Consider the following 19,219-nt stretch of genomic DNA (forward strand, 5'->3'; position numbering starts at 1 on the left):
ATGACTAAGAAAAATCAAAACGACGAACTCGTCTTCCTGCCGCTGGGCGGTTCGAACGAGGTCGGTATGAACCTGAACGCCTATGGCTTCGGCCCGGCGCATGATCGCAAATGGATCATCGTCGACGTGGGCGTGACCTTCGGCGACCAGTCCACGCCGGGCGTGGACGTCATCGTGCCGGATCCGACCTTCCTGGAAGGCGAGAACATCCTGGGCATCGTGCTGACGCACGCGCACGAGGACCATATCGGCGCCCTGGGCTGGCTGTGGCCGCGCATTCAGGCGCCGCTGTACGCCACGCCCTTCACCGCCTTCCTGATCCGCGAGAAGCTGCGCGACGCCGGCATCTATGAAGATGTCGAACTGATCGAGGCGCCGCTGGGTTCGACGGTGGATCTGGGCCCGTTCGAGGTGACCTATGTCACCATCACCCACTCGATCGCCGAGCCGAACGGCCTGGCCATCAAGACGCCTCTGGGCACGGTGCTGCACACCGGCGACTGGAAGATCGACAACGATCCGGTCGTGGGCGAGCGCACCGACGTCGACTTCATCCAGAATCTGGGCGACGAGGGCGTCCTGGCTATGGTGTGCGACTCCACCAACGTCTTCGTCGACGGGGTCGCCGGGTCCGAGGGCGAGGTGAAGGTCAAGCTGGCCGAGCTGATCCAGGGCCTCAAGGGCCGGGTCGCCGTCGGCTGCTTCGCCTCCAACGTCGCGCGCATGGACAGCGTGATCCGCGCCGCCGAGGCCGCCGGTCGCCGCGTAGCGCTGGCCGGTCGCTCGATGCACCGCATCACCGCCGCCGCCAAGTCGGTCGGCATGTTGAACGACATCAAGCCCTTCCTGTCCGAACAGGAGGCCAAGATCTGGCCGGCGGACGAGATCCTGTATCTGTGCACCGGCAGCCAGGGCGAGGCGCGAGCGGCTCTGTCGCGCGTGGCCGAAGGGACGCATCCCTTCGTCAAGCTGGGGCAGGGGGATCACTGCATCTTCTCGTCGCGCGTCATCCCGGGCAACGAACTGTCCATCGGCCGCCTGCAGGACAAGATGGCTGAGCGCGGAATCCGTATCTACACTGAGAAGGATCACCCCGGCATCCACGTCTCGGGCCACCCGTGCCGTGACGAACTGCGTCAGATGTATCAGTGGGCCCGGCCGCAGATCGCCGTGCCGACCCATGGCATGCGCCGTCACCTGATCGAGCACGGCAATCTGGCCAAGGACATGCAGGTGCCGGAGACGGTGACGCCGCGCAACGGCGACATGGTGCGCCTGGCCCCCGGACCCGCCGCCATCATCGACGAAGTGCCCTCGGGCCGTCTGTTCGTCGACGGCGGCATGTTGGTCGAGGAAGGCGGGGAGGCTCTGCGTGAGCGCAAGCACGCCGCCAGCAACGGCATCCTGATCGTCAGCTTCGCCCTGGACAAGCGCGGGCGGATCGCCAGCGACATCGACGTGCGGGGCATCGGCCTGCCCGGCGACGCGGACCGTCCGCTGGGCGATGTGCTGGATGACATGGCCGAGCGCGTCGAGAACACGGTGCGCGGCCTGAAGGGCGAGGCGCTGGAAGACGAGATGGTCATCGAACAGGCCGTCAGCCGGACCCTGAAGAAGGCCAGCCAGCAGATCTGGGACCGTCGTCCGATCGTCGAAACCGTGGTGCTGAGGCTCTGATGGCGGATCGTCTGTATCTATTGAACCCAGACTGGTTCGACGATCAGGGCGGGCCGTGGTTCTGTCCGCCGGGCGCGCGGATCGAAGGCGTGTTGGGCCTGTATCCGCGCCTGCGCGAGCACCTGACCGTGACCTATCTGGATCACCCGCGTCCGCGCCCGGCCGTGATCGCCGAGGTGGGGGAGGCGAACCAGAGCTGCCCCCTTCTGGTCCTGGACGGCGAGTTCGACTGGCCCGATGCTCAGGTCAGCGAGGAAACGGGCGCGCGCTTCCTGCAGGATGACGACATCCTGCCCTACTGGGCCGCGCGCTACGGCATCGGGCGGCCGCATCCGTAAGCAATGAATCCTTCTCCCGATGGGAGAAGGTGGTCCGAAGGACCGGATGAGGGTTCCCGGCCGATGTCGGCGAAAGCCGTCGCCTGAACGTCTGATTGCGGAACCCTCACCCTTTCGCCTGTTCCAATCGCTCCGCTCTTGGAGGCTCAAGCCCTCTCCCATCGGGAGAGGGTGTTAGAGCGTCACCTTGCGATAGTTGTCGCGGTCCAGGTTTCCGATCTCGACCGAGATCTGGCGTGGGCCTTCATAAGGCGCGACTCCGGCCAGCAGCGCGGCCTGGACGGCTTCGCCCAGGGCTGTCTTCTGTTCCTGGGTGCGGCCGCTGAGGATGCGCAGATCGCAGTGGACCATGGCCTGGACCGGATCGCCGTCGGCGATGATCAGGTTTTCGCAGCGCACGATGCGCGTCTTGCAGGCCTGGGTCGTCGCGCCGACCGTGTCGACACAGAGGCGATGAATCTCCAGCGCCAGGGCGCGCCAGTCGGTCGCGTCGAAATGGGTGGAGTGTTCCAGCGTAATCTGTGGCATTCAGGGCGTCCTTGTTGCGGAGCCTCTCTTATCGCGCCGTGACGATGATTGCGATGAACGGACTTTAGAGACGATGCCCCTTGGCCCCTTCACCCTGGTCGCCACCTTTCTGACGGTGTGGTGGATCGTGTTGTTCGCGATTCTGCCGCTGGGGATGTCTGATCAGATCAAGGATCCGCCGACGGACGGGACCCAGTGGGGCGCGCCGAAGAATCCGAACCTCAAGAAGAAATTCATCACCACGACCTGGGTGTCGATCATCGTCTGGCTCGTCATCGTCGCCGTCGTCTGGATCGGCTGGACCCCGGTGCCCGACATCACCCACGCCAACGCGCTCTAGCTTTCGCCCCCTTCGCCCGGTTAAACCTCGGGCCTGACTGAATTTGCCGAGAATCCTCCCATGCGCCTGTCGCGCTACTTCCTGCCGATCCTGAAAGAAGCCCCCTCCGACGCCCAGATCGTGTCGCATCAGCTGATGCTGCGCGCGGGCATGATCAAACAGGAGGCCGCCGGCATCTACGCCTGGCTGCCGCTGGGCCTGCGGGTACTGCGCAAGATCGAAGGCATCGTCCGCGACGAGCAGGTGAAGGCCGGCGCCGTCGAGCTGTTGATGCCGACGCTGCAATTGGCCGACCTGTGGCGCGAAAGCGGCCGCTACGACGCCTATGGCCCGGAGATGCTGCGCATCACCGACCGTCATGAGCGCGAGTTGCTCTACGGACCGACCAATGAGGAAATGGTCACGGATATCTTCCGGGCCTATGTGAAGAGCTACAAGGCCCTGCCGCTGAACCTCTTCCACATCCAGTGGAAGTTCCGCGACGAGCGCCGTCCGCGCTTCGGCGTCATGCGCGGCCGCGAGTTCCTGATGAAGGACGCCTATTCCTTCGATCTGGACGAGGCCTCGGCCCGCATCGCCTACAAGCGGATGTTCGCCGCCTATCTGAACACCTTCGCCCGGCTGGGCCTGAAGGCGGTGCCGATGCGCGCCGACACCGGCCCCATCGGCGGCGACCTGAGCCACGAGTTCATCGTCCTGGCCGAGACTGGCGAGAGCGAGGTCTTCTGCGATCGCAAGCTGGTCGAGATGGCCGCGCCGGGCCACAACCTCAGCGTCGAGCAACTGGAGGGCGTGTTCAACGAACGCACGGCCCTCTACGCCGCGACCGAGGAAATGCACGATGCGGCCCAGTTCGAGGCCCAGACGGCCGAAGGCGACCGTCTGTCGGCGCGCGGCATCGAGGTCGGCCACATCTTCTACTTCGGCACCAAATACTCGGTTCCGATGAAGGCCAAGGTGGCCGGGCCGGACGGTCAGGACACCGAGGTCCACATGGGCAGCTACGGCGTCGGCGTGTCGCGCCTGCTGGGCGCCATCATCGAGGCCAGCCATGACGCAGGCGGCATCATCTGGCCGGACTCGGTCGCCCCGTTCGACGTGGTGGTGATCAATCTGCGCGCCAGCGACGAGGCCGTCTCGGCCGCCTGTGAAGACGCCGTGGCCCGGCTGGAAGCCCTGGGCAAGGACGTCCTCTACGACGACACCGACGAACGTCCGGGCGGCAAGTTCGCCACCGCCGACCTGATCGGCGTGCCGTGGCAACTGACCATTGGGCCTAAGGGCCTGGCCGACGGCGTGGTCGAACTGAAGCGCCGCGCCACCGGCGAGAAGCAGAGCCTGTCGCTGGACGCCGCCCTGGAGCTGCTCACGAAATGACCGACGCCGCGACGGCTTCCGCTCCGCCGCCTGCCTCGAAGGCCTCCGGCCCGTTCTCCAGCTGGGAGATCGGGCTGGCGCTCCGCTACCTGCGCGCCAAGCGCAAGCAGGGCGGGGTGGCGCTGATCGCGATGATCAGCTTCATCGGCATCATGCTGGCCGTCGCCGTGCTGATCAGCGTGATGAGCATCATGGCGGGGTTTCGCGGCACGCTGATGGACCGGATCCTGTCGTTCAACGGCCATATGTATGTTCAGGGACCGGTGCTCTATGCGCCTGATCGCGACGCGGCGCTGAAGCGGATCGCCGATGTGCCGGGCGTGGTGGCGGTGACACCTCTGATCGAGAACCCCGCCATGTTCCGCGCGGGCGGGGCGGCCACCGGCGGCATCGTGCGCGGCGTGCGTCCGCAGGACCTGGCCTCAACCAAGTTCGTCTATGACAGCCTCAGCTCCGAGGCGCGCGAAAGCTTCGGCAAGGGCGAATACGGCGGCGACCAAGTCCTGATCGGCAAGAGCCTGGCCGAGCAGATGGGACTGCGCGAGGGCGATCCCATCTCCATCTACTCCCCGACCGGAGCCGACAGCGCTTTCGGCAATCTGGGCGGGTTGGAGAAGACCTATATCGTCGGCGGAATCTACACCTCGGGGGCGGCGGACTATGATCGCGCCTTCATCTTCATGCCGCTGGAGCAGGCGCAACTGTTCTTCGGCAAGGACGGCGTCTGGGACGTCATCGAGATGAAGGTGGCGGAACCCGACCTGGTCGAGAACCTGCTGACGCCGGTTCAGCGCGCGGCCGGGCCGGGCAGCGTCGTCACCGACTGGCGCAACCGTCAGGCCGCCATCTGGGGCGCGCTGAAGGTCGAGCGCGTGGCCATGAGCATCATCCTCGGCATGGTGGTCGCCATCGCCGCCATGAACATCATCAGCGGCATCGTCATGCTGGTGAAGAACAAGACGCGCGACATCGCCATCCTGCGCACCGTGGGCGCCAGCCAGTCGTCCATCCTGCGCATCTTCTTCATGTCGGGCGCGGCCATCGGCATCGGCGGCACGATCGCGGGCCTGGTGCTGGGGCTGCTGTTCTGCTGGAATATCGGCGCGATCCAGCATTTCCTCGAAGGCCTGCTGGGCGTCCAGCTGTTCAACGCCGACGTCTATATGCTGGACTCCGTTCCGGCCAAGGTCGATCCGTGGGACGTGACCTGGGTCGCCGTCTTCTCCTTCTTCATGAGTTGCCTGGCCAGCCTGCCGCCGTCGTGGAACGCGTCGCGCATCGATCCGGTGGAGGCCCTGCGTTTTGAATAGGCTGCTGAAGAAGAAGCCCGCCGTCGCCGCCGAGACGAACGGCGCCATCCTGTCGTTGCGCGGGGTGACGCGGACCTATCCGACGGCCCAGGGCGGGCTGACGGTGTTGAAGGGCGTCGATCTGGAGGTCATGCCGGGCGAGGTCGTCGGCCTGATCGGACCGTCCGGCTCGGGCAAGTCCAGCCTGCTGCACGCGGCGGGTCTGCTGGAGCGCCCGACCAGCGGCCAGGTGCTGATCGACGGCGAGGATGTCGGCGGGCTTGATGAGCGGTCGCGTACGCGTCTGCGTCTGCATCGCATCGGCTTCGTCTATCAATTCCATCACTTGCTGCCGGAGTTTGATGCTCTGGATAATGTGGCTCTGCCGATGCGGATCGCGGGCGTGCGGGAAGGCGAGGCGCGGCGTCGCGCCACCGCGCAGCTGACGGCGCTCGGCCTGGGGCAGCGCGTCACGCACCAGCCCGCGCAATTGTCGGGCGGCGAGCAGCAGCGCGTCGCCATCGCCCGCGCCCTGGCCAACAGCCCCCGCCTGCTGCTGGCCGATGAGCCGACCGGCAATCTGGACCCCGCCACCAGTCAGGCGGTGTTCGAGGCCTTGCGTGAACTGGCCAAGACCACGGGCGTCGCCGCCCTGATCGCCACGCACAACATGGAGCTGGCGGGCCACATGGACCGCGTCTTCGCCCTGAAGGACGGCCACCTGGAGCAGCGCGCGGCCGAAAGCCACGCCTACTAGGAAGCGATGAGCCGCGTCGTCGCCTGCAACGGCGTGCGATAGGCCAGCATCGACCAGCGCAGAGCGGCGGCCGCCAGCAAGGCCGGTATCTCGCCATAGGCCGGATTGTCGGCGTCAAGCGCCCGACGCAGGGCTGCGGCTTCCTCGCACGTCAGGGGCGGGTGCGAGAGCGCCAGGACGCGATGGAAGCGAAAGCGGACCTCCTGACGCCACGCCTGGATCGGCTCGGTCTCGCACGGGCTGACGCCCAGCAGTTGCAGGAAGCCGTCCACGGAGTCGGCCGAGCCCTCCACGGCGTAGATGATCACGTCATCGACAGCGGCCGCAGCACCCGCCAGGCTCAGCGAACGCGCCTGGTCGCGTCTCATGTCGATCAACGCCGGCCATCGCGTGCTGCCGATGAATCCTGATGGGGCGCGAGTCAGGAAAACGGCGCTTTGCAGCATGGCGGGCCTTCCTGGTTGATATCGGCGTATCGGGGGTATGGTTCACCCATGAGTCTTGGGCGATCAATTGCGTGGGACTACGAGGTTTTGCTGCGGCTGAGCCTTGCGTACTTTCGACGGCATGATGCGTGATGGCGTGGACGGCGGTCGAAATGAACAGGCTTCAGAAAGGGTTGGGGGCGCTATTTCTGACATCGCCATCATCGACGATGACCGCGCTCTATTGGAGGTGACCCTGCTCGCCGTGCGCGAGGCGGGCTTCTCCGCGGTCGGCTTCCATGAACCGCTTGACGCCCTCATGTGGGCTTCAGACGCCGATCCGACCTGCATCGTCGCCGATCTGAAGATGCCGGGCGTCGAAGGGTTGGATCTGGTCGCCGCCTTCTGTGCGCTGAACCGTCACGCGGTGATCATCGTCAGCGCCTTCGTGGACGTGCGGACGACGGTCGACGCCATGCGTCTAGGCGTGGACGATGTCCTGCCCAAGCCGGCGACGGTCGATGACCTGGTCCGCGCCCTGCGTCGAGGGGCCGAGGCCTTGAAGACTGCGCCGGCGCGCGAGGAACTGACCTTCACTCGCCGCGAGCGTCAGGTCGCCGAAATGCTGGTCGAAGGCCTGACCACAAAGCAGATCGCCCAGAACCTGGCGCTGAGCCCGCGCACGGTGGAGTTCTTCCGGGCCAGCCTGCTGCGCAAGACCCAGTCCCCCAACTCGGCCGCCCTGGCCTCGGCCCTGACGCGCCTCGGCTTCCTCGCGAATTGAGGTTGACGAGAACAAAGGGGCAACATAGAACAAATGGGCAACATTTGATCTGGGGATAAAATCAATGACGCGTTGGGTGAGGGATCTGCTGTCGCTTGCGTCCTGCGGCGGCTTCGTCTGGATGGTCTGGCAGGCGGCGTTCCTGGTGACGTGACCGCGCCCCAGCGGGCGACTCCCTGCATGATGATCACGCGCCCGTATGATCTGGCGCTGCGATGCGGAGTTTTCGATTGGCGGATGCGGTGAACAGTCAGGGTTTTGTCCACCTGCGGGTCCGCAGCGCCTATTCGCTTCTGGAAGGGGCGATCAAGGCTGGCAAGATCGGCAGGATGGCCGCCGATGCTGGAATGCCGGCGGTGGGCGTGGCGGACCGCGCCAACCTGTTCGGAGCTCTGGAGTTCAGCCAGGCGACCAAGGATGCGGGCGTCCAACCCATTGTCGCCTGCGCCCTTCCGGTGCTCGACATCGGCGGCCAGGTCGCCCAGCGCTGGGCCAAGACCCCGACGGTCGTGCTGATCGCCCAGAACGAAAAGGGCTGGCTGAATCTGTGCGCCCTGTCGTCGTCGGCCTACCTTGACGCGGGCGAGATGGCCGAACCGGGCGTGCCCTGGGGGCAGATTGTGGATAAGTCCGAGGGGCTGATCCTGCTGTCCGGCGGACCGGACGGTCCCGTCGATCCCCTGTTCGTACAGAAGAAGCCAGCCGAAGCCGCCATCGCCCTGGCGGAGATGAAGCGGGTCTTCGGCGACCGTTTCTATGTCGAACTGCAACGCCATGGCCTGTCTGGCGAGACCGTGGCCGAGGGCGGTCTGGTCGAATGGGCCTACGCCAACGACGCGCCTCTGGTTGCGACCAACGATGTCTATTACGCCAAGGCCGCCCAGGCGAAGTCGCATGACGCCTTGCTGTGCATCTCCGACGGCGCCTTCACGGGGCAGGAAGACCGCCGCCGCGTCACCGGCGAGCACTGGTTCAAGTCGGCCGAGGCGATGCGCGAACTGTTCGCCGACCTGCCCGAGGCCTGCGACAACACCATTCAGATCGCCCGCCGCTGCGCCTTCCTGGTCAAGACGCACAAGCCGATCCTGCCGCGTTTCGATACAGGCGCGGGCCGTTCCGAGGCCGATGAACTGGCCCACCAGGCGCGCGAGGGGCTGAAGGCGCGCCTTGAGAAGAACAAGGCCTATGCGCCCGAAGAGGACTACTGGAGCCGCCTCGAGTGGGAGGTCGGGATCATCCAGCAGATGGGGTTCCCCGGCTACTTCCTGATCGTGTCGGACTTCATCAAATGGGCCAAGCTGCATGACATCCCGGTGGGACCGGGACGGGGCTCGGGCGCGGGCTCCCTGGTCGCCTGGTCGCTGACCATCACCGATCTGGACCCCTTGCGGTTCGGCCTGCTGTTCGAGCGCTTCCTGAACCCGGAACGCGTATCGATGCCCGACTTCGATATCGACTTCTGTCAGGAGCGGCGCGAAGAAGTCATCGACTACGTTCAGGATCATTACGGCAAGGACCGGGTGGCCCAGATCATCACCTTCGGCACCTTGCAGGCGCGCGCCGTGCTGCGCGACGTCGGTCGGGTGCTGCAGATGCCGTTGGGCCAGGTGGATCGTCTGGCCAAGATGGTGCCCGCCAACCCCGCCAACCCGGTGACCCTGGCCCAGGCCATCGATCTGGAGCCGCGTCTGCGCGAGGCGCGCGACGCCGAGGCTTCGGTCAAGGCGCTGCTGGAGACGGCGTTGGAGCTTGAGGGCCTCTACCGCAACGCCTCGACCCACGCGGCGGGCATCGTCATCGGCGATCGGCCGCTGACGGAGCTGGTGCCCCTGTATCAGGACCCGCGCTCCACCATCCCGGCCAGCCAGTTCAACATGAAGTGGGTCGAGCCGGCGGGCCTGGTGAAGTTCGACTTCCTGGGCCTGAAGACGCTGACGGTGCTGGACCGGGCCAAGGGCTATCTGGAACGGCGCGGGGCGGCCCCGGAATGGAACCTGCTGCCGCTGGACGATCCCAAGACCTATGAGTTGATGGCCTCGGGCCAGACGGTCGGGGTGTTCCAGCTGGAATCGCAGGGGATGCGCGACACCCTGCGCAAGATGCGCTGTGGCTCGATCGAGGAGATCACCGCCCTGATCTCCCTCTACCGGCCAGGGCCGATGGAGATGATCGACACCTACATCGACCGGAAGTTCGGCCGGGCCGAGGTCGATTATCTGCACCCCAGCCTGAAGGAGGTGCTGACCGAGACCTACGGCGTCATCATCTACCAGGAACAGGTGATGAAGATCGCCCAGATCCTGGCGGGCTACAGCCTGGGCGAAGCCGACCTGCTGCGTCGCGCCATGGGCAAGAAGAAGAAGGAGGAGATGGACTTCCAGCGGGCCCGCTTCGTCAAGGGCGCATCCGAGAAGTCTGTGCCGGAGAGCCAGTCCGGCTCCATCTTCGACCTAGTGGCCAAGTTCGCAGGCTACGGCTTCAACAAGTCGCACGCGGCGGCCTATGCGCTGATCTCCTTCCAGACGGGCTGGCTGAAGGCCAATCATCCGGTCGAGTTCTTCGCCGCCTCCATGAGTCTCGATCTGTCGAACACGGACAAGCTGGCGGTCTTCTATCAGGACTGCCGCCGATTCGAGGTTCCGGTGCTGGCGCCGGACATCAACCGCTCGTCCGCCGACTTCGACGTGTCGTGGAAGGACGGGCAGGGCAGCGTGCTCTATGCGCTGGGCGCCATCCGCAACGTGGGCCTGGAGGCGATGAAACACGTCATCGAGGTGCGCGAGACGGGCGGGCCGTTCGCCGACATCTTCGACTTCCTGGAACGGGTCGACCCCAAGGCGGTGAACAAGCGGGCGCTGGAAGGTCTGGCGCGGGCCGGAGCCTTCGACAGCATCCATCCGAACCGCCGTCAGCTGTTCGAACAGGCCGATGTGCTGATGGCCTATTGCCAGAGCGTGGCGGCGGAGCGGGCCTCGTCCCAGGTCAGCCTGTTCGGCGCCGATCAGGCCGCCGCGGCGCGGCCGCGTCTGAAGAGCATGGAGCCGTGGGCCGGGCCGGACAAGCTGGATCACGAGCTTTACGCCGTCGGCTTCTATCTGTCGGGCCATCCGCTGGAGGAACTGACGCCTGCATTGAAGCGCAAGCGCGTGACCTTCGTGGCCGAGGCGCAAGGCCTGGCCGAGGCGGGGCACGAGGCCTTCCAGATGGCCGGGGTGGTGCGCCGCCGTCAGGAGCGGGCCAGCGCCCGCACCGGCGAGAAGTTCGCTTTCGTCACCTTCTCGGACCCGACGGGCGAGTTCGAGTGTCTGTTCCCGCCGGAACAGTTGCGGCGTTGCCGCGAAGTCCTGGAGGTCGGAACCTCTGTCCTGGTCAAGGTGCGGGCCAAGGCGGCGGACGGCGAGGTGCGCTTCTTCGGCGACGACGCCAGCCGCATGGACGTGCTGCTGGACGACGCCCAGATCGGATTGCGGGTGGTCCTGTCGGCCCAGTCGGCGGACGCCGAGGCGCTGAAGGCGCGGCTGGATCGGGCGCGGGCGCAGGGCAAGGGCGGCGAGGTGTGGCTGCAGGCGACGCTGGGCGGCCGCACCGAGGTCGAGATCAAGCTGCCTGGACGATACCGGCTGGACGCGGCGCTGCGCGGCGCGTTGAAGTCGGCGCCGGGGGTGGTGATGCTGGAGGATGCCTGATGAGCGAGACGAGCGTGAAGACCCATGCCGGGTCGTGCCACTGCGGCGCGGTGGCCTATGAGGTCGATGTCGGGCTGGATGGACTGGTCGAGTGCAACTGCTCCCATTGCTACCGCAAGGGGTTCGTTCTGGCGTTCGCGCCGCGTTCGGCCTTTCGCCTGACGAAGGGAGAGGGCGAGACGACGTCCTACTTCTTCAATCAGCACAAGATCGAGCACCGCTTCTGCAAGACCTGCGGGGTGCAGCCGTTCGGCTACGGCGTGGCGCCGGATGGCGGCGAGGTGGCGGCGATCAACATCCGCACCCTGACCGACGTCGAGCCGTGGGATTGGGCCGCCCAGCGCGTGGACGGCCGCAGCTTCTGATCCGGCCGGAACGTCGGCTCGCGGGATGACATCGGCCTCGCGGCGTCTGATGCGGCCATGTTGTTCGGCCGCTTGTGTTTTTCAGGCCTTTCGCCTATATGCGCGGCGCACTTCGCACGTGGGCGTGGCGCGGTCCGGGGAGACATCCCGGCCTGCACCGTTCCGAGGGATCAGCCGATCCTTTTAACCGCCCGCGCTAGGTTTGATCGGAAAAAGGAAAACACGATCATGGCTCTGCCTGAATTCTCGATGCGTACGCTGCTGGAAGCCGGCGCTCACTTCGGCCACCAGACGCACCGCTGGAACCCGAAGATGGATCGCTACATCTTCGGCTCGCGTTCGAACATCCACATCATCGACCTGTCGCAGACGATGCCGCTGCTGCACCAGGCCCTGGTCGCCGTGCGCGACGTGGCCGCCAAGGGCGGTCGCGTGCTGTTCGTCGGCACCAAGCGTCAGGCCGCCGATCCGGTCGCGCAAGCCGCCACGCGCTGCGCCCAGTACTACATGAACAACCGCTGGCTGGGCGGCACCCTGACCAACTGGCGCACCGTCTCCAACTCGATCCAGCGCCTGCGCGAACTGGAAGGCATCGTTGAAGGCGGCGGCGAAGGCCGCAACAAGAAAGAGCTGCTGACCCTGCAGCGCGAGAAGGACCGTCTGGAACTGTCGCTGGGCGGCATCAAGGACATGGGTTCGGTGCCGGACATCATGTTCGTGATCGACACCAACAAGGAAGCGATCGCGATCCAGGAAGCCCGCAAGCTGAACATCCCGATTATCGCCATCCTGGACACCAACTCGGATCCGGACGGCATCACCTATCCGGTGCCGGGCAACGATGACGCCGCCCGCGCCATCCAGACCTACTGCGACCTGATCGCCGACGCCGTCCTGGACGGCCTGGCCGCCGGCGCCGCCGCTCAGGGCATCGACCTGGGGGCTTCGGAAGCTCCGGTGGAGCCGGCCCTGCGCGAAGCCGTCGTGGTTGAAGCCGAGGCTGAAGCCGCTCCGGCCGGCGCCGAAGGCGCGGCTGAAGAGCTGGTCGCCGCCGAGGCCGAGAAGGTCGAAGGCTAAGGACGAAGCATTCCGGCGCCGCCGCGCGCCGGACCGACGTCAACTTGACATGCGGCCGGGCTAAACAGTCCGGCCGCCCATTTTGAATTTCAGGAGAAAGACATGGCCGAGATCACTGCCGCCCTCGTGAAGGAGCTTCGCGAGCGTTCGGGCGTCGGCATGATGGACTGCAAGAAGGCGCTGGTTGAGAACAACGGCGACATCGAAGCGGCCATCGACTGGCTGCGCGCCAAGGGTCTGTCCAAGGCCGCCAAGAAGGCCGACCGCGTCGCCGCCGAGGGCCTGGTGGCCGTCGCCGTGCGCGAAGACGGCAAGGGCGAAGTCGCCTCGGCCATCGAGTTCAACGCCGAAACCGACTTCGTCGCCCGCAACGACCTGTTCCAGTCGGCGGCGAAGGAATTCGCTCAACTGGGCCTGCACCACGAGGGCGTCGACGCCATTCACGGCGCGACCCTGGAAAACGGCAAGACGGTTCAGGACGAAGTCACCAACCTGATCGCCACCATCGGCGAGAACATGCAGCTGCGTCGCGCGGCTCGCCTGTCGGTCGGTGAAGGCGTGGTTTCGACCTACGTCCACAACGCCGTGTCGCCGGGCGTCGGCCGCATCGGCGTGCTGGTCGCCCTGGAAGGCGCGGGCGACAAGGAAGCCCTGCGCGAAGTGGGCCGTAAGATCGCCATGCACGTGGCGGCCACGGCTCCGCTGGCGCTGGACACCTCGGACCTGGATCCGGCCGCGATCGAGAAGGAACGCGCCGTTCTGATCGAAAAGGCCAAGGAAGAAGGCCGCCCGGAAAACATGATCGAGAAGATCGTCTCGGGCCAGATCGCCAAGTTCCAGAAGGACGTGGTGCTGACCAAGCAGCCGTTCGTCATGGACCCGGACGTGACCATCGAACAACTGGTCGCCAACACCGGCAAGGAGCTGGGCGCCGAGCTGAAGCTGGCGGGCTTCGTCCGCATGGCGCTGGGTGAAGGCGTCGAGAAGGTCGAATCCCCCGACTTCGCGTCGGAAGTCGCCTCGATGACGGGCGGCAACTAACTCGAAACCTCTTCCCGAAAGGGAAGAAATTTCAAAAGGGCGCGTTCGGCTTTGAAGGCTGACGCGCCCTTCGTCTATGATGAGCCGCCGATTCACCTCGCGCGGATGCCAACTCCCTGTATCCACGGACCCCTGACCATGCCCGACGCCCCCTCCGAGTTTCGTTACAAGCGCGTCCTGCTGAAGGTCTCGGGCGAGGTGCTGATGGGCGATCAGCCCTACGGCATCGACATGAAGACCGTGGACGTGGTCGCCGCCGCGGTCGCCGCCGTGGCGCGCCAGGGCGTCGAGATCTGCCTGGTCATCGGCGGGGGCAACATCTTCCGGGGCCTGTCCAAGGCCGCCGAGGGCATGGACCGCGCCAACGCCGACTACATGGGCATGCTGGCCACCATCATGAACGCCCTGGCCATGCAGGGCGCGCTGGAGAAGATCGGCGTCGACACGCGGGTCCAGAGCGCCATTCCGATGGCTGCGATCGCCGAACCCTACATCCGCCGCCGCGCCCTGCGTCACCTGGAAAAGGGCCGTGTGGTGATCTTCGCTGCGGGCGTGGGCGCCCCCTTCTTCACCACGGACTCCGGCGCCGCCCTGCGCGCCGCTGAAATGGGCTGCGACGCCCTGCTGAAGGGCACGAGCGTCGACGGCGTCTATACCGCCGATCCGAAGAAGGACCCGACGGCCACCCGCTATGACTCGCTGACCTATCAGGATGTTCTGGCCAAGGACCTGCGCGTCATGGACGCCTCGGCCATCGCCCTGATGCGAGACAGCGGCATTCCGATCGTGGTCTTCTCGATTCGTGAGGAAGGCTCGCTGCACAAGACCTTGACGGGGCAGGGCACTTTCACCGTCATCACCAACAAGCCCGCCTGAGCGGCTTCGCCATTCAACGACAGGACCAAGGATATTCGCCATGGCCAAACCCGATCTCAAGACGTTCCGCGACCGAATGGACAAGTCGGTCGCCGCGCTGAAGGATGACTACGCCGGCCTGCGCACGGGGCGCGCCAACGCCGGACTGCTGGAGCCGGTCGTGGTCGAAGCCTATGGCGCGACCTCGCCTCTGACGGCCGTGGCGGCCATCAGCGTGCCCGAGCCGCGCATGATCTCGGTCAGCGTCTGGGACAAGGGAATGGTGGTCTCGGTCGAGAAGGCGATCCGCGCCGCCGGCCTGGGCCTGAACCCCGTCGTGGACGGCCAGACCCTGCGCATTCCGATCCCGCCGCTGACCGAGGAGCGCCGCAAGGACCTGGTCAAGCTGGCCGGCAAATACGCCGAGGACAAGAAGGTCGCCGTGCGCAACGTGCGCCGCGACGCCAACGACGAGCTGAAGAAGGCTGAAAAGGCCGGCGAGATCAGCCAGGATGAACAGAAGAAGATGGAAGCCGAGGTCCAGAAGGACACCGACGCCGCCATCAAGCGCATCGACGAGACCTTGAAGACCAAGGAAGTCGAGATCATGCAGGTCTGACGACGTCGTCAGACCTGTCCAAGGAAGGTCCCATATGTCGGCCGAGCCCGTCGCCACGGCGCCTGCAAAGGGGCCTCGTCACGTCGCCCTGATCATGGACGGCAACGGCCGCTGGGCGCAGCGGCGGGGCCTTCCGCGCGCCGTGGGCCACCGCGAGGGGGTCCAGGCCCTGCGCCGCACGATCAAGGCGGCACCGGAGCTGGGCGTGCGATGCCTGACGGTGTTCGGCTTCTCGACCGAGAACTGGAGCCGCCCGGCCGACGAGGTGTCCGACCTGATGGGCCTGGTCCGCGCCTTTGTCGGCAGCGACCTGAACCGGCTGGACGCCGCAGGCGTGCGGGTGAAGGTGCTGGGCCGTCGCAAGGGCCTGCCGGACGATATCGCCGCCATCGTCGCGCGAGCCGAGGCCCAGACGGCGCACAATGAGAAATTCCTGCTGCAGGTGGCCTTCAACTACGGCGGACGAGCGGATCTGGTCGAGGCCGCGCAGCGGCTGGTCGATCGCACCCGAGCGGGCGAGGAGGTGGTCGTGGACGAAGAGGCGCTGGGCGCCGGCCTGTCCACAGCAGGCGCGCCGCCGGTCGATCTGATCGTGCGGACGTCGGGCGAACAGCGTCTGTCCAATTTCCTGCTGTGGGAAGCCGCCTACGCCGAGATGGTGTTCCAGGAGATTCTGTGGCCCGACTATGGAGCCGAAGCCCTGGCCGAGGCCGTCGCCCAGTTCGGCTGCCGCGAGCGTCGCTACGGCGGACGCGAGGTCATGGACACGGCCTATGGCGAGGCGGCGGGCTGATATGGCGTTGAAGCCTCGGGATATTGCCCTGCGCGCCGCTTCGGCGGTCGTGCTGGCGCCGGCGGCGGTCCTGGCGACCTGGGCGGGCGGCGACTGGTTCTGCGCCCTGGTGGTCGCGGGGGCGGTGCTGCTGGCCTTCGAGTGGGCGCGGATGTGCGCGCCGAACCTCTGGCGCCCGATTGGGGTCAGCGTAGCCCTGGCCCTGGTCGTGGCGGTGATCGCGGCCCACGTTGGACAGATTTCCCTGGCCCTGGTGCTGATGGTGTTCGGCGCCCTTGCGGCGGGCCTGTTCGCCCGCACGCGCGGCGAGTCCCTGCTGGATACGGCCTATGGGGTGCTCTACCTCGGCTGGCCCTGCATCCTGCTGATCTGGCTGCGCGACCTGCACGAGGTCCAGGGGTTGTACTGGACGGTGCTGGTCTTCGCCGTGGCCTGGTCGGCCGACATCCTGGCCTATCTGGTCGGCAGCTTCGTCGGCGGGCCCAAGCTGTGGCCGCGCTTTTCGCCGAACAAGACCTGGTCGGGCTTCATCGGCGGCCTGACCGCCGGAATGATCGCCGGCGCCGCCATGGCGGGCTGGTTGGACATGGGCCTGCTCAACGCCTTCTGGGGCGGGGTTCTGGGGCTGGCGGCGGCCCTGGCCACCATGGGCGGCGACCTGTGGGAATCGGCGCTGAAGCGGCGCTTCGGGGTTAAGGACGCGGGCAATCTGATTCCCGGCCACGGGGGTCTGCTGGACCGTGTCGACGGGTTGATGTTCGCCGTGGTCGTGGTGTCGGCGGGGCGTCTGATCGTTCTGATGCTGGAGCGGGCGGCATGATCGCGCGGCGCGTCTCTGTCCTGGGCTCGACCGGATCGGTGGGCTCTTCGACCCTGGACCTGATGGAGCAGGCGCAAGGCGCGGGCTCGGCCGCGTTCGAGGTCGAGGCCCTGACCGGCGGCGCCAACATCGCCCGTCTGGCTGAACAGGCCCGCCGGTGGCGGCCGCGTATCGCCGTGACGGCCGATCCGGCGCGCTTGAACGAACTGCGCGACGCCCTGGCGGGAACCGGGGTCGAGGCGGCGGCCGGGCCGGACGCCATCGTCGAGGCGGCCGTGCGGCCCGCCGACTGGATCATGGCCTCCATCGTCGGCGCGGCGGGCCTGCGCTCGGCGTGGGCGGCGGCGGGGACGGGCGCGACCCTGGCTCTGGCGAACAAGGAAAGCCTGGTCTGCTGCGGCCCGGCGCTGATCGAGCGGGTCCGACGAAGCGGCGGGCGGCTGATTCCGGTGGATTCCGAGCATTCGGCCATTTTCCAGGTGTTTCCGGCCGAGGCGCCGGAGCGGGTGTCCAAGCTGGTTCTGACCGCTTCGGGGGGGCCGTTCCGCACCCTGCCGCGCGCGGCCATGACGCGGATCACGCCGGAACAGGCCGTGGCCCATCCGAACTGGAGCATGGGCGCCAAGATCTCGGTCGACAGCGCCACCATGGCCAACAAGGGGCTGGAGCTGATCGAGGCGGCCTATCTGTTCGACATACCGGGCGAGCGTGTCGACGTGGTGGTGCACCCGGAATCGATCATCCACAGCCTTGTGGAGTATGTGGATGGTTCGACCCTGGCCCAGATGGGGGCGCCGGACATGCGGACGCCGATCGCCTGCGCCCTGTCCTGGCCGGACCGTCTGGCCTGGCCGGCGCCCAGGCTGGACCTGGCGGCCCTGGGGCGGCTGACCTTCGAGGCCCCGGACGAGACGCGGTTTCCGGCCCTGCGCCTGGCGCGCGAGGCCCTGGCGGCGGGCGGATCGGCCCCCATCGTGTTCAACGCGGCCAATGAGGTGGCGGCCCTGGCGTTCCTTGACCGGCGGCTGGGCTTTCTCAATATTGCCGCAGTCGTCGCCGACACCCTTGAGAAGGCGACGGGCGCGGGCGTGTCTTGCGGTTCCGACGATGCCTGCGACGCGGCCCTGGCGGTCGATGCGGAGGCGCGACGGATCGCGGGCGACGTCATCGCATCGCTGAACATCGCGGCCTGAGGAGATACGAACGGCATGATAGGCGTGATCAGCCAGGTTCTGACCTATGTCGTGCCGTTCCTGCTCGTGCTGACGCTTGTCGTGACGGTGCATGAGCTGGGCCACTTCCTGACGGCGCGCGCCTTCGGGGTGAAGATGGACCGCTTCTCCATCGGTTTCGGGCGCGCGATCTTCCGCCGGACCGACAAACATGGCGTCGAGTGGCGGCTCGGCTGGCTGCCGCTGGGCGGCTATGTGAAGTTTTCCGGCGATCTGGATGCGACGGGCGTGCCCGATCGCGCGGGTCTGGAGGCGTTGCGAAAGGCTGTGACGGCCGAGCACGGACCGGGCGCCGAGCGCGACTACCTCTATTTCAAGCCTTTGTGGCAGCGCGCCCTGGTCGTGGCGGGCGGGCCGTTCGCCAACTTCGTCCTGGCCATCTTCATCTTCACCCTGTTGTTCAGCCTGGTGGGCGTCGAACTCAGGCCCGCGCGGGTGATGGAGGTCCAGCCTCAGTCGCCGGCGGCGCAGGCGGGCTTCCTGCCGGGCGATCTGATCACCCATGTGAACGGCAAGCTGATCTCCGACGGCGGCGAGGTGACGCGCGTCGTGGCCCTGAGCAGCGGCGATCCGGTGCGCTTCACCGTGGAGCGCGGGGACCAGGCTGTGCAACTGACGGCCACGCCGGAACGCCGGGTCGAGACGGATCGCATCGCCGGTCGGGTCACCGTCGGCCGCATCGGCCTGGCCCTGGGCTCGAACCGGAATGAGATCCGCCACGTCCGCTATGGCCCCGTCGCGGCCGTGGGGCAGGGGGTGCGCGAAACCGGCGCCATCCTGAACACGACCCTGACCTATATCGGCCGCATCTTCACGGGGCGTGAGTCGGGCGACCAGTTCAGCGGCCCGCTGGGCATCGCCAAGGCTTCGGGCGCCCTGACCAACGCCGCCGTGGCGGCCAATCCCGAACCCTGGGCCATTGTCCGCAATCTGTTGCTGACGCTGACCAGCTTCGCGGCCATACTTTCGGTCGGAATCGGCTTTCTTAATCTGATGCCTATTCCCGTTCTGGATGGGGGGCACCTGCTGTTCTACGCTTATGAAGCCGTGGCGCGCCGTCCGATGGCCGCCCGTGTTCAGGAAGCGGGATATCGGGTCGGTCTTGCTTTGCTGGCGGGTTTGATGTTGTTCGCGACCTGGAACGATCTGCAGAAGCTCAATCTCTTCAAATTCCTCGGCGGGCTCGTCTCGTGAGCCGACGCCAGCCCCCGATGGT

19 protein-coding genes are annotated in these 19,219 nt (G+C 66.7%); 17 read left to right on the forward strand and 2 right to left on the reverse strand.

The window, feature by feature from the left end; all coding sequences use genetic code 11:
- Together V8J38_RS07545 and V8J38_RS07550 are read left to right on the forward strand one after the other, a co-directional pair.
- On the forward strand, positions 1-1,677 hold the full coding sequence (locus V8J38_RS07545; protein ID WP_338578512.1) for a ribonuclease J: 1,677 nt from the start codon (positions 1-3) through the stop codon (positions 1,675-1,677).
- The gene (locus V8J38_RS07550; RefSeq protein ID WP_025977378.1) at positions 1,677-2,015 is read left to right on the forward strand and encodes a DUF3088 family protein; all 339 of its coding nucleotides are present in this window, start codon (positions 1,677-1,679) and stop codon (positions 2,013-2,015) included. Before V8J38_RS07545 ends, V8J38_RS07550 begins: the two co-directional genes overlap by 1 nt.
- Positions 2,016-2,189: 174 nt before the next feature.
- Here the strand turns inward: V8J38_RS07550 and V8J38_RS07555 are convergent, their stop codons facing one another.
- Complete coding sequence (locus tag V8J38_RS07555; protein ID WP_291774550.1) at positions 2,190-2,543, reverse strand: 5-carboxymethyl-2-hydroxymuconate Delta-isomerase; 354 nt, start codon at positions 2,541-2,543, stop codon at positions 2,190-2,192.
- A gap of 73 nt (positions 2,544-2,616) precedes the next feature.
- Between V8J38_RS07555 and V8J38_RS07560 the strand changes: the two genes are divergently transcribed.
- Genes V8J38_RS07560 through V8J38_RS07575 form a run of 4 tightly spaced genes read left to right on the forward strand, consistent with a single transcriptional unit; the run spans position 2,617 to position 6,306 of the window.
- Complete coding sequence (locus tag V8J38_RS07560) at positions 2,617-2,883, forward strand: DUF1467 family protein (protein WP_291774553.1); 267 nt, start codon at positions 2,617-2,619, stop codon at positions 2,881-2,883.
- 60 nt (positions 2,884-2,943) lie between these two features.
- A complete protein-coding gene (gene proS / locus V8J38_RS07565) occupies positions 2,944-4,260 on the forward strand; it encodes a proline--tRNA ligase (protein WP_338578513.1) in 1,317 nt (438 codons plus the stop codon).
- Positions 4,257-5,570 carry a lipoprotein-releasing ABC transporter permease subunit gene (locus V8J38_RS07570; protein ID WP_338578514.1) on the forward strand — a complete coding sequence of 438 codons (1,314 nt, stop codon included), beginning with the start codon at positions 4,257-4,259 and terminating at the stop codon, positions 5,568-5,570. The genes proS and V8J38_RS07570 overlap by 4 nt, the downstream gene beginning before the upstream one ends.
- The gene (locus V8J38_RS07575; protein WP_291774561.1) at positions 5,563-6,306 is read left to right on the forward strand and encodes an ABC transporter ATP-binding protein; all 744 of its coding nucleotides are present in this window, start codon (positions 5,563-5,565) and stop codon (positions 6,304-6,306) included. The genes V8J38_RS07570 and V8J38_RS07575 overlap by 8 nt, the downstream gene beginning before the upstream one ends.
- Here V8J38_RS07575 and V8J38_RS07580 read toward each other — a convergent pair.
- Positions 6,303-6,674 carry a hypothetical protein gene (locus tag V8J38_RS07580; RefSeq protein WP_291774565.1) on the reverse strand — a complete coding sequence of 124 codons (372 nt, stop codon included), beginning with the start codon at positions 6,672-6,674 and terminating at the stop codon, positions 6,303-6,305. The two genes, V8J38_RS07575 and V8J38_RS07580, sit on opposite strands and share 4 nt — an antisense overlap.
- Positions 6,675-6,855: 181 nt before the next feature.
- Here V8J38_RS07580 and V8J38_RS07585 point away from each other — a divergent pair, with 181 nt between their 5' ends.
- The 11 genes from V8J38_RS07585 to V8J38_RS07635 all read left to right on the forward strand — a co-directional run bounded on the left by V8J38_RS07585 (position 6,856) and on the right by V8J38_RS07635 (position 19,197).
- The gene (locus tag V8J38_RS07585; protein ID WP_291774568.1) at positions 6,856-7,515 is read left to right on the forward strand and encodes a response regulator transcription factor; all 660 of its coding nucleotides are present in this window, start codon (positions 6,856-6,858) and stop codon (positions 7,513-7,515) included.
- Positions 7,516-7,745: 230 nt separating this feature from the next.
- Positions 7,746-11,201: a DNA polymerase III subunit alpha gene (dnaE, locus tag V8J38_RS07590; protein WP_338578515.1), complete on the forward strand. Its 3,456-nt coding sequence runs from the start codon at positions 7,746-7,748 to the stop codon at positions 11,199-11,201.
- Positions 11,201-11,566, forward strand: a complete 366-nt coding sequence (locus V8J38_RS07595) for a GFA family protein (RefSeq protein WP_291774574.1) — start codon at positions 11,201-11,203, stop codon at positions 11,564-11,566. The genes dnaE and V8J38_RS07595 overlap by 1 nt, the downstream gene beginning before the upstream one ends.
- A gap of 228 nt (positions 11,567-11,794) precedes the next feature.
- Positions 11,795-12,643: a 30S ribosomal protein S2 gene (gene rpsB, locus V8J38_RS07600; RefSeq protein ID WP_291774577.1), complete on the forward strand. Its 849-nt coding sequence runs from the start codon at positions 11,795-11,797 to the stop codon at positions 12,641-12,643.
- A gap of 102 nt (positions 12,644-12,745) precedes the next feature.
- A complete protein-coding gene (gene tsf / locus V8J38_RS07605) occupies positions 12,746-13,684 on the forward strand; it encodes a translation elongation factor Ts (protein WP_338578516.1) in 939 nt (312 codons plus the stop codon).
- Between the two features lie 138 nt (positions 13,685-13,822).
- Positions 13,823-14,560 (forward strand): UMP kinase, encoded by a 738-nt coding sequence (pyrH, locus tag V8J38_RS07610; protein WP_291774585.1) that lies wholly within the window; start codon positions 13,823-13,825, stop codon positions 14,558-14,560.
- Positions 14,561-14,600: 40 nt separating this feature from the next.
- On the forward strand, positions 14,601-15,158 hold the full coding sequence (gene frr, locus V8J38_RS07615) for a ribosome recycling factor (RefSeq protein WP_338578517.1): 558 nt from the start codon (positions 14,601-14,603) through the stop codon (positions 15,156-15,158).
- 34 nt (positions 15,159-15,192) lie between these two features.
- The gene (gene uppS / locus V8J38_RS07620; RefSeq protein ID WP_338578518.1) at positions 15,193-15,951 is read left to right on the forward strand and encodes a polyprenyl diphosphate synthase; all 759 of its coding nucleotides are present in this window, start codon (positions 15,193-15,195) and stop codon (positions 15,949-15,951) included.
- Position 15,952: 1 nt separating this feature from the next.
- Positions 15,953-16,771 carry a phosphatidate cytidylyltransferase gene (locus V8J38_RS07625; protein WP_291774599.1) on the forward strand — a complete coding sequence of 273 codons (819 nt, stop codon included), beginning with the start codon at positions 15,953-15,955 and terminating at the stop codon, positions 16,769-16,771.
- Positions 16,768-17,964, forward strand: coding sequence for a 1-deoxy-D-xylulose-5-phosphate reductoisomerase (gene dxr / locus V8J38_RS07630; RefSeq protein ID WP_291774602.1), 1,197 nt, complete (start codon positions 16,768-16,770; stop codon positions 17,962-17,964). Before V8J38_RS07625 ends, dxr begins: the two co-directional genes overlap by 4 nt.
- 15 nt (positions 17,965-17,979) lie before the next feature.
- The gene (locus V8J38_RS07635) at positions 17,980-19,197 is read left to right on the forward strand and encodes a M50 family metallopeptidase (protein WP_291774605.1); all 1,218 of its coding nucleotides are present in this window, start codon (positions 17,980-17,982) and stop codon (positions 19,195-19,197) included.
- The last annotated feature ends 22 nt before the right edge of the window (positions 19,198-19,219 follow it).

This window comes from Brevundimonas olei, assembly GCF_037055245.1.
GTDB lineage: Bacteria > Pseudomonadota > Alphaproteobacteria > Caulobacterales > Caulobacteraceae > Brevundimonas > Brevundimonas olei.

Bases quoted from the DNA above. Each gene is read 5' to 3' on its own strand.
- frr (WP_338578517.1), top strand. From the start codon at position 14,601: ATGGCCAAACCCGATCTCAAGACGTTCCGCGACCGAATGGACAAGTCG.
- V8J38_RS07570 (WP_338578514.1), top strand. From the start codon at position 4,257: ATGACCGACGCCGCGACGGCTTCCGCTCCGCCGCCTGCCTCGAAGGCC.
- V8J38_RS07625 (WP_291774599.1), top strand. From the start codon at position 15,953: ATGGCGTTGAAGCCTCGGGATATTGCCCTGCGCGCCGCTTCGGCGGTC.
- pyrH (WP_291774585.1), top strand. From the start codon at position 13,823: ATGCCCGACGCCCCCTCCGAGTTTCGTTACAAGCGCGTCCTGCTGAAG.
- dxr (WP_291774602.1), top strand. From the start codon at position 16,768: ATGATCGCGCGGCGCGTCTCTGTCCTGGGCTCGACCGGATCGGTGGGC.
- V8J38_RS07545 (WP_338578512.1), top strand. From the start codon at position 1: ATGACTAAGAAAAATCAAAACGACGAACTCGTCTTCCTGCCGCTGGGC.
- rpsB (WP_291774577.1), top strand. From the start codon at position 11,795: ATGGCTCTGCCTGAATTCTCGATGCGTACGCTGCTGGAAGCCGGCGCT.
- tsf (WP_338578516.1), top strand. From the start codon at position 12,746: ATGGCCGAGATCACTGCCGCCCTCGTGAAGGAGCTTCGCGAGCGTTCG.
- uppS (WP_338578518.1), top strand. From the start codon at position 15,193: ATGTCGGCCGAGCCCGTCGCCACGGCGCCTGCAAAGGGGCCTCGTCAC.
- V8J38_RS07560 (WP_291774553.1), top strand. From the start codon at position 2,617: ATGCCCCTTGGCCCCTTCACCCTGGTCGCCACCTTTCTGACGGTGTGG.
- V8J38_RS07635 (WP_291774605.1), top strand. From the start codon at position 17,980: ATGATAGGCGTGATCAGCCAGGTTCTGACCTATGTCGTGCCGTTCCTG.
- V8J38_RS07580 (WP_291774565.1), bottom strand. From the start codon at position 6,674: ATGAGACGCGACCAGGCGCGTTCGCTGAGCCTGGCGGGTGCTGCGGCC.
- V8J38_RS07550 (WP_025977378.1), top strand. From the start codon at position 1,677: ATGGCGGATCGTCTGTATCTATTGAACCCAGACTGGTTCGACGATCAG.
- V8J38_RS07595 (WP_291774574.1), top strand. From the start codon at position 11,201: ATGAGCGAGACGAGCGTGAAGACCCATGCCGGGTCGTGCCACTGCGGC.
- V8J38_RS07555 (WP_291774550.1), bottom strand. From the start codon at position 2,543: ATGCCACAGATTACGCTGGAACACTCCACCCATTTCGACGCGACCGAC.
- proS (WP_338578513.1), top strand. From the start codon at position 2,944: ATGCGCCTGTCGCGCTACTTCCTGCCGATCCTGAAAGAAGCCCCCTCC.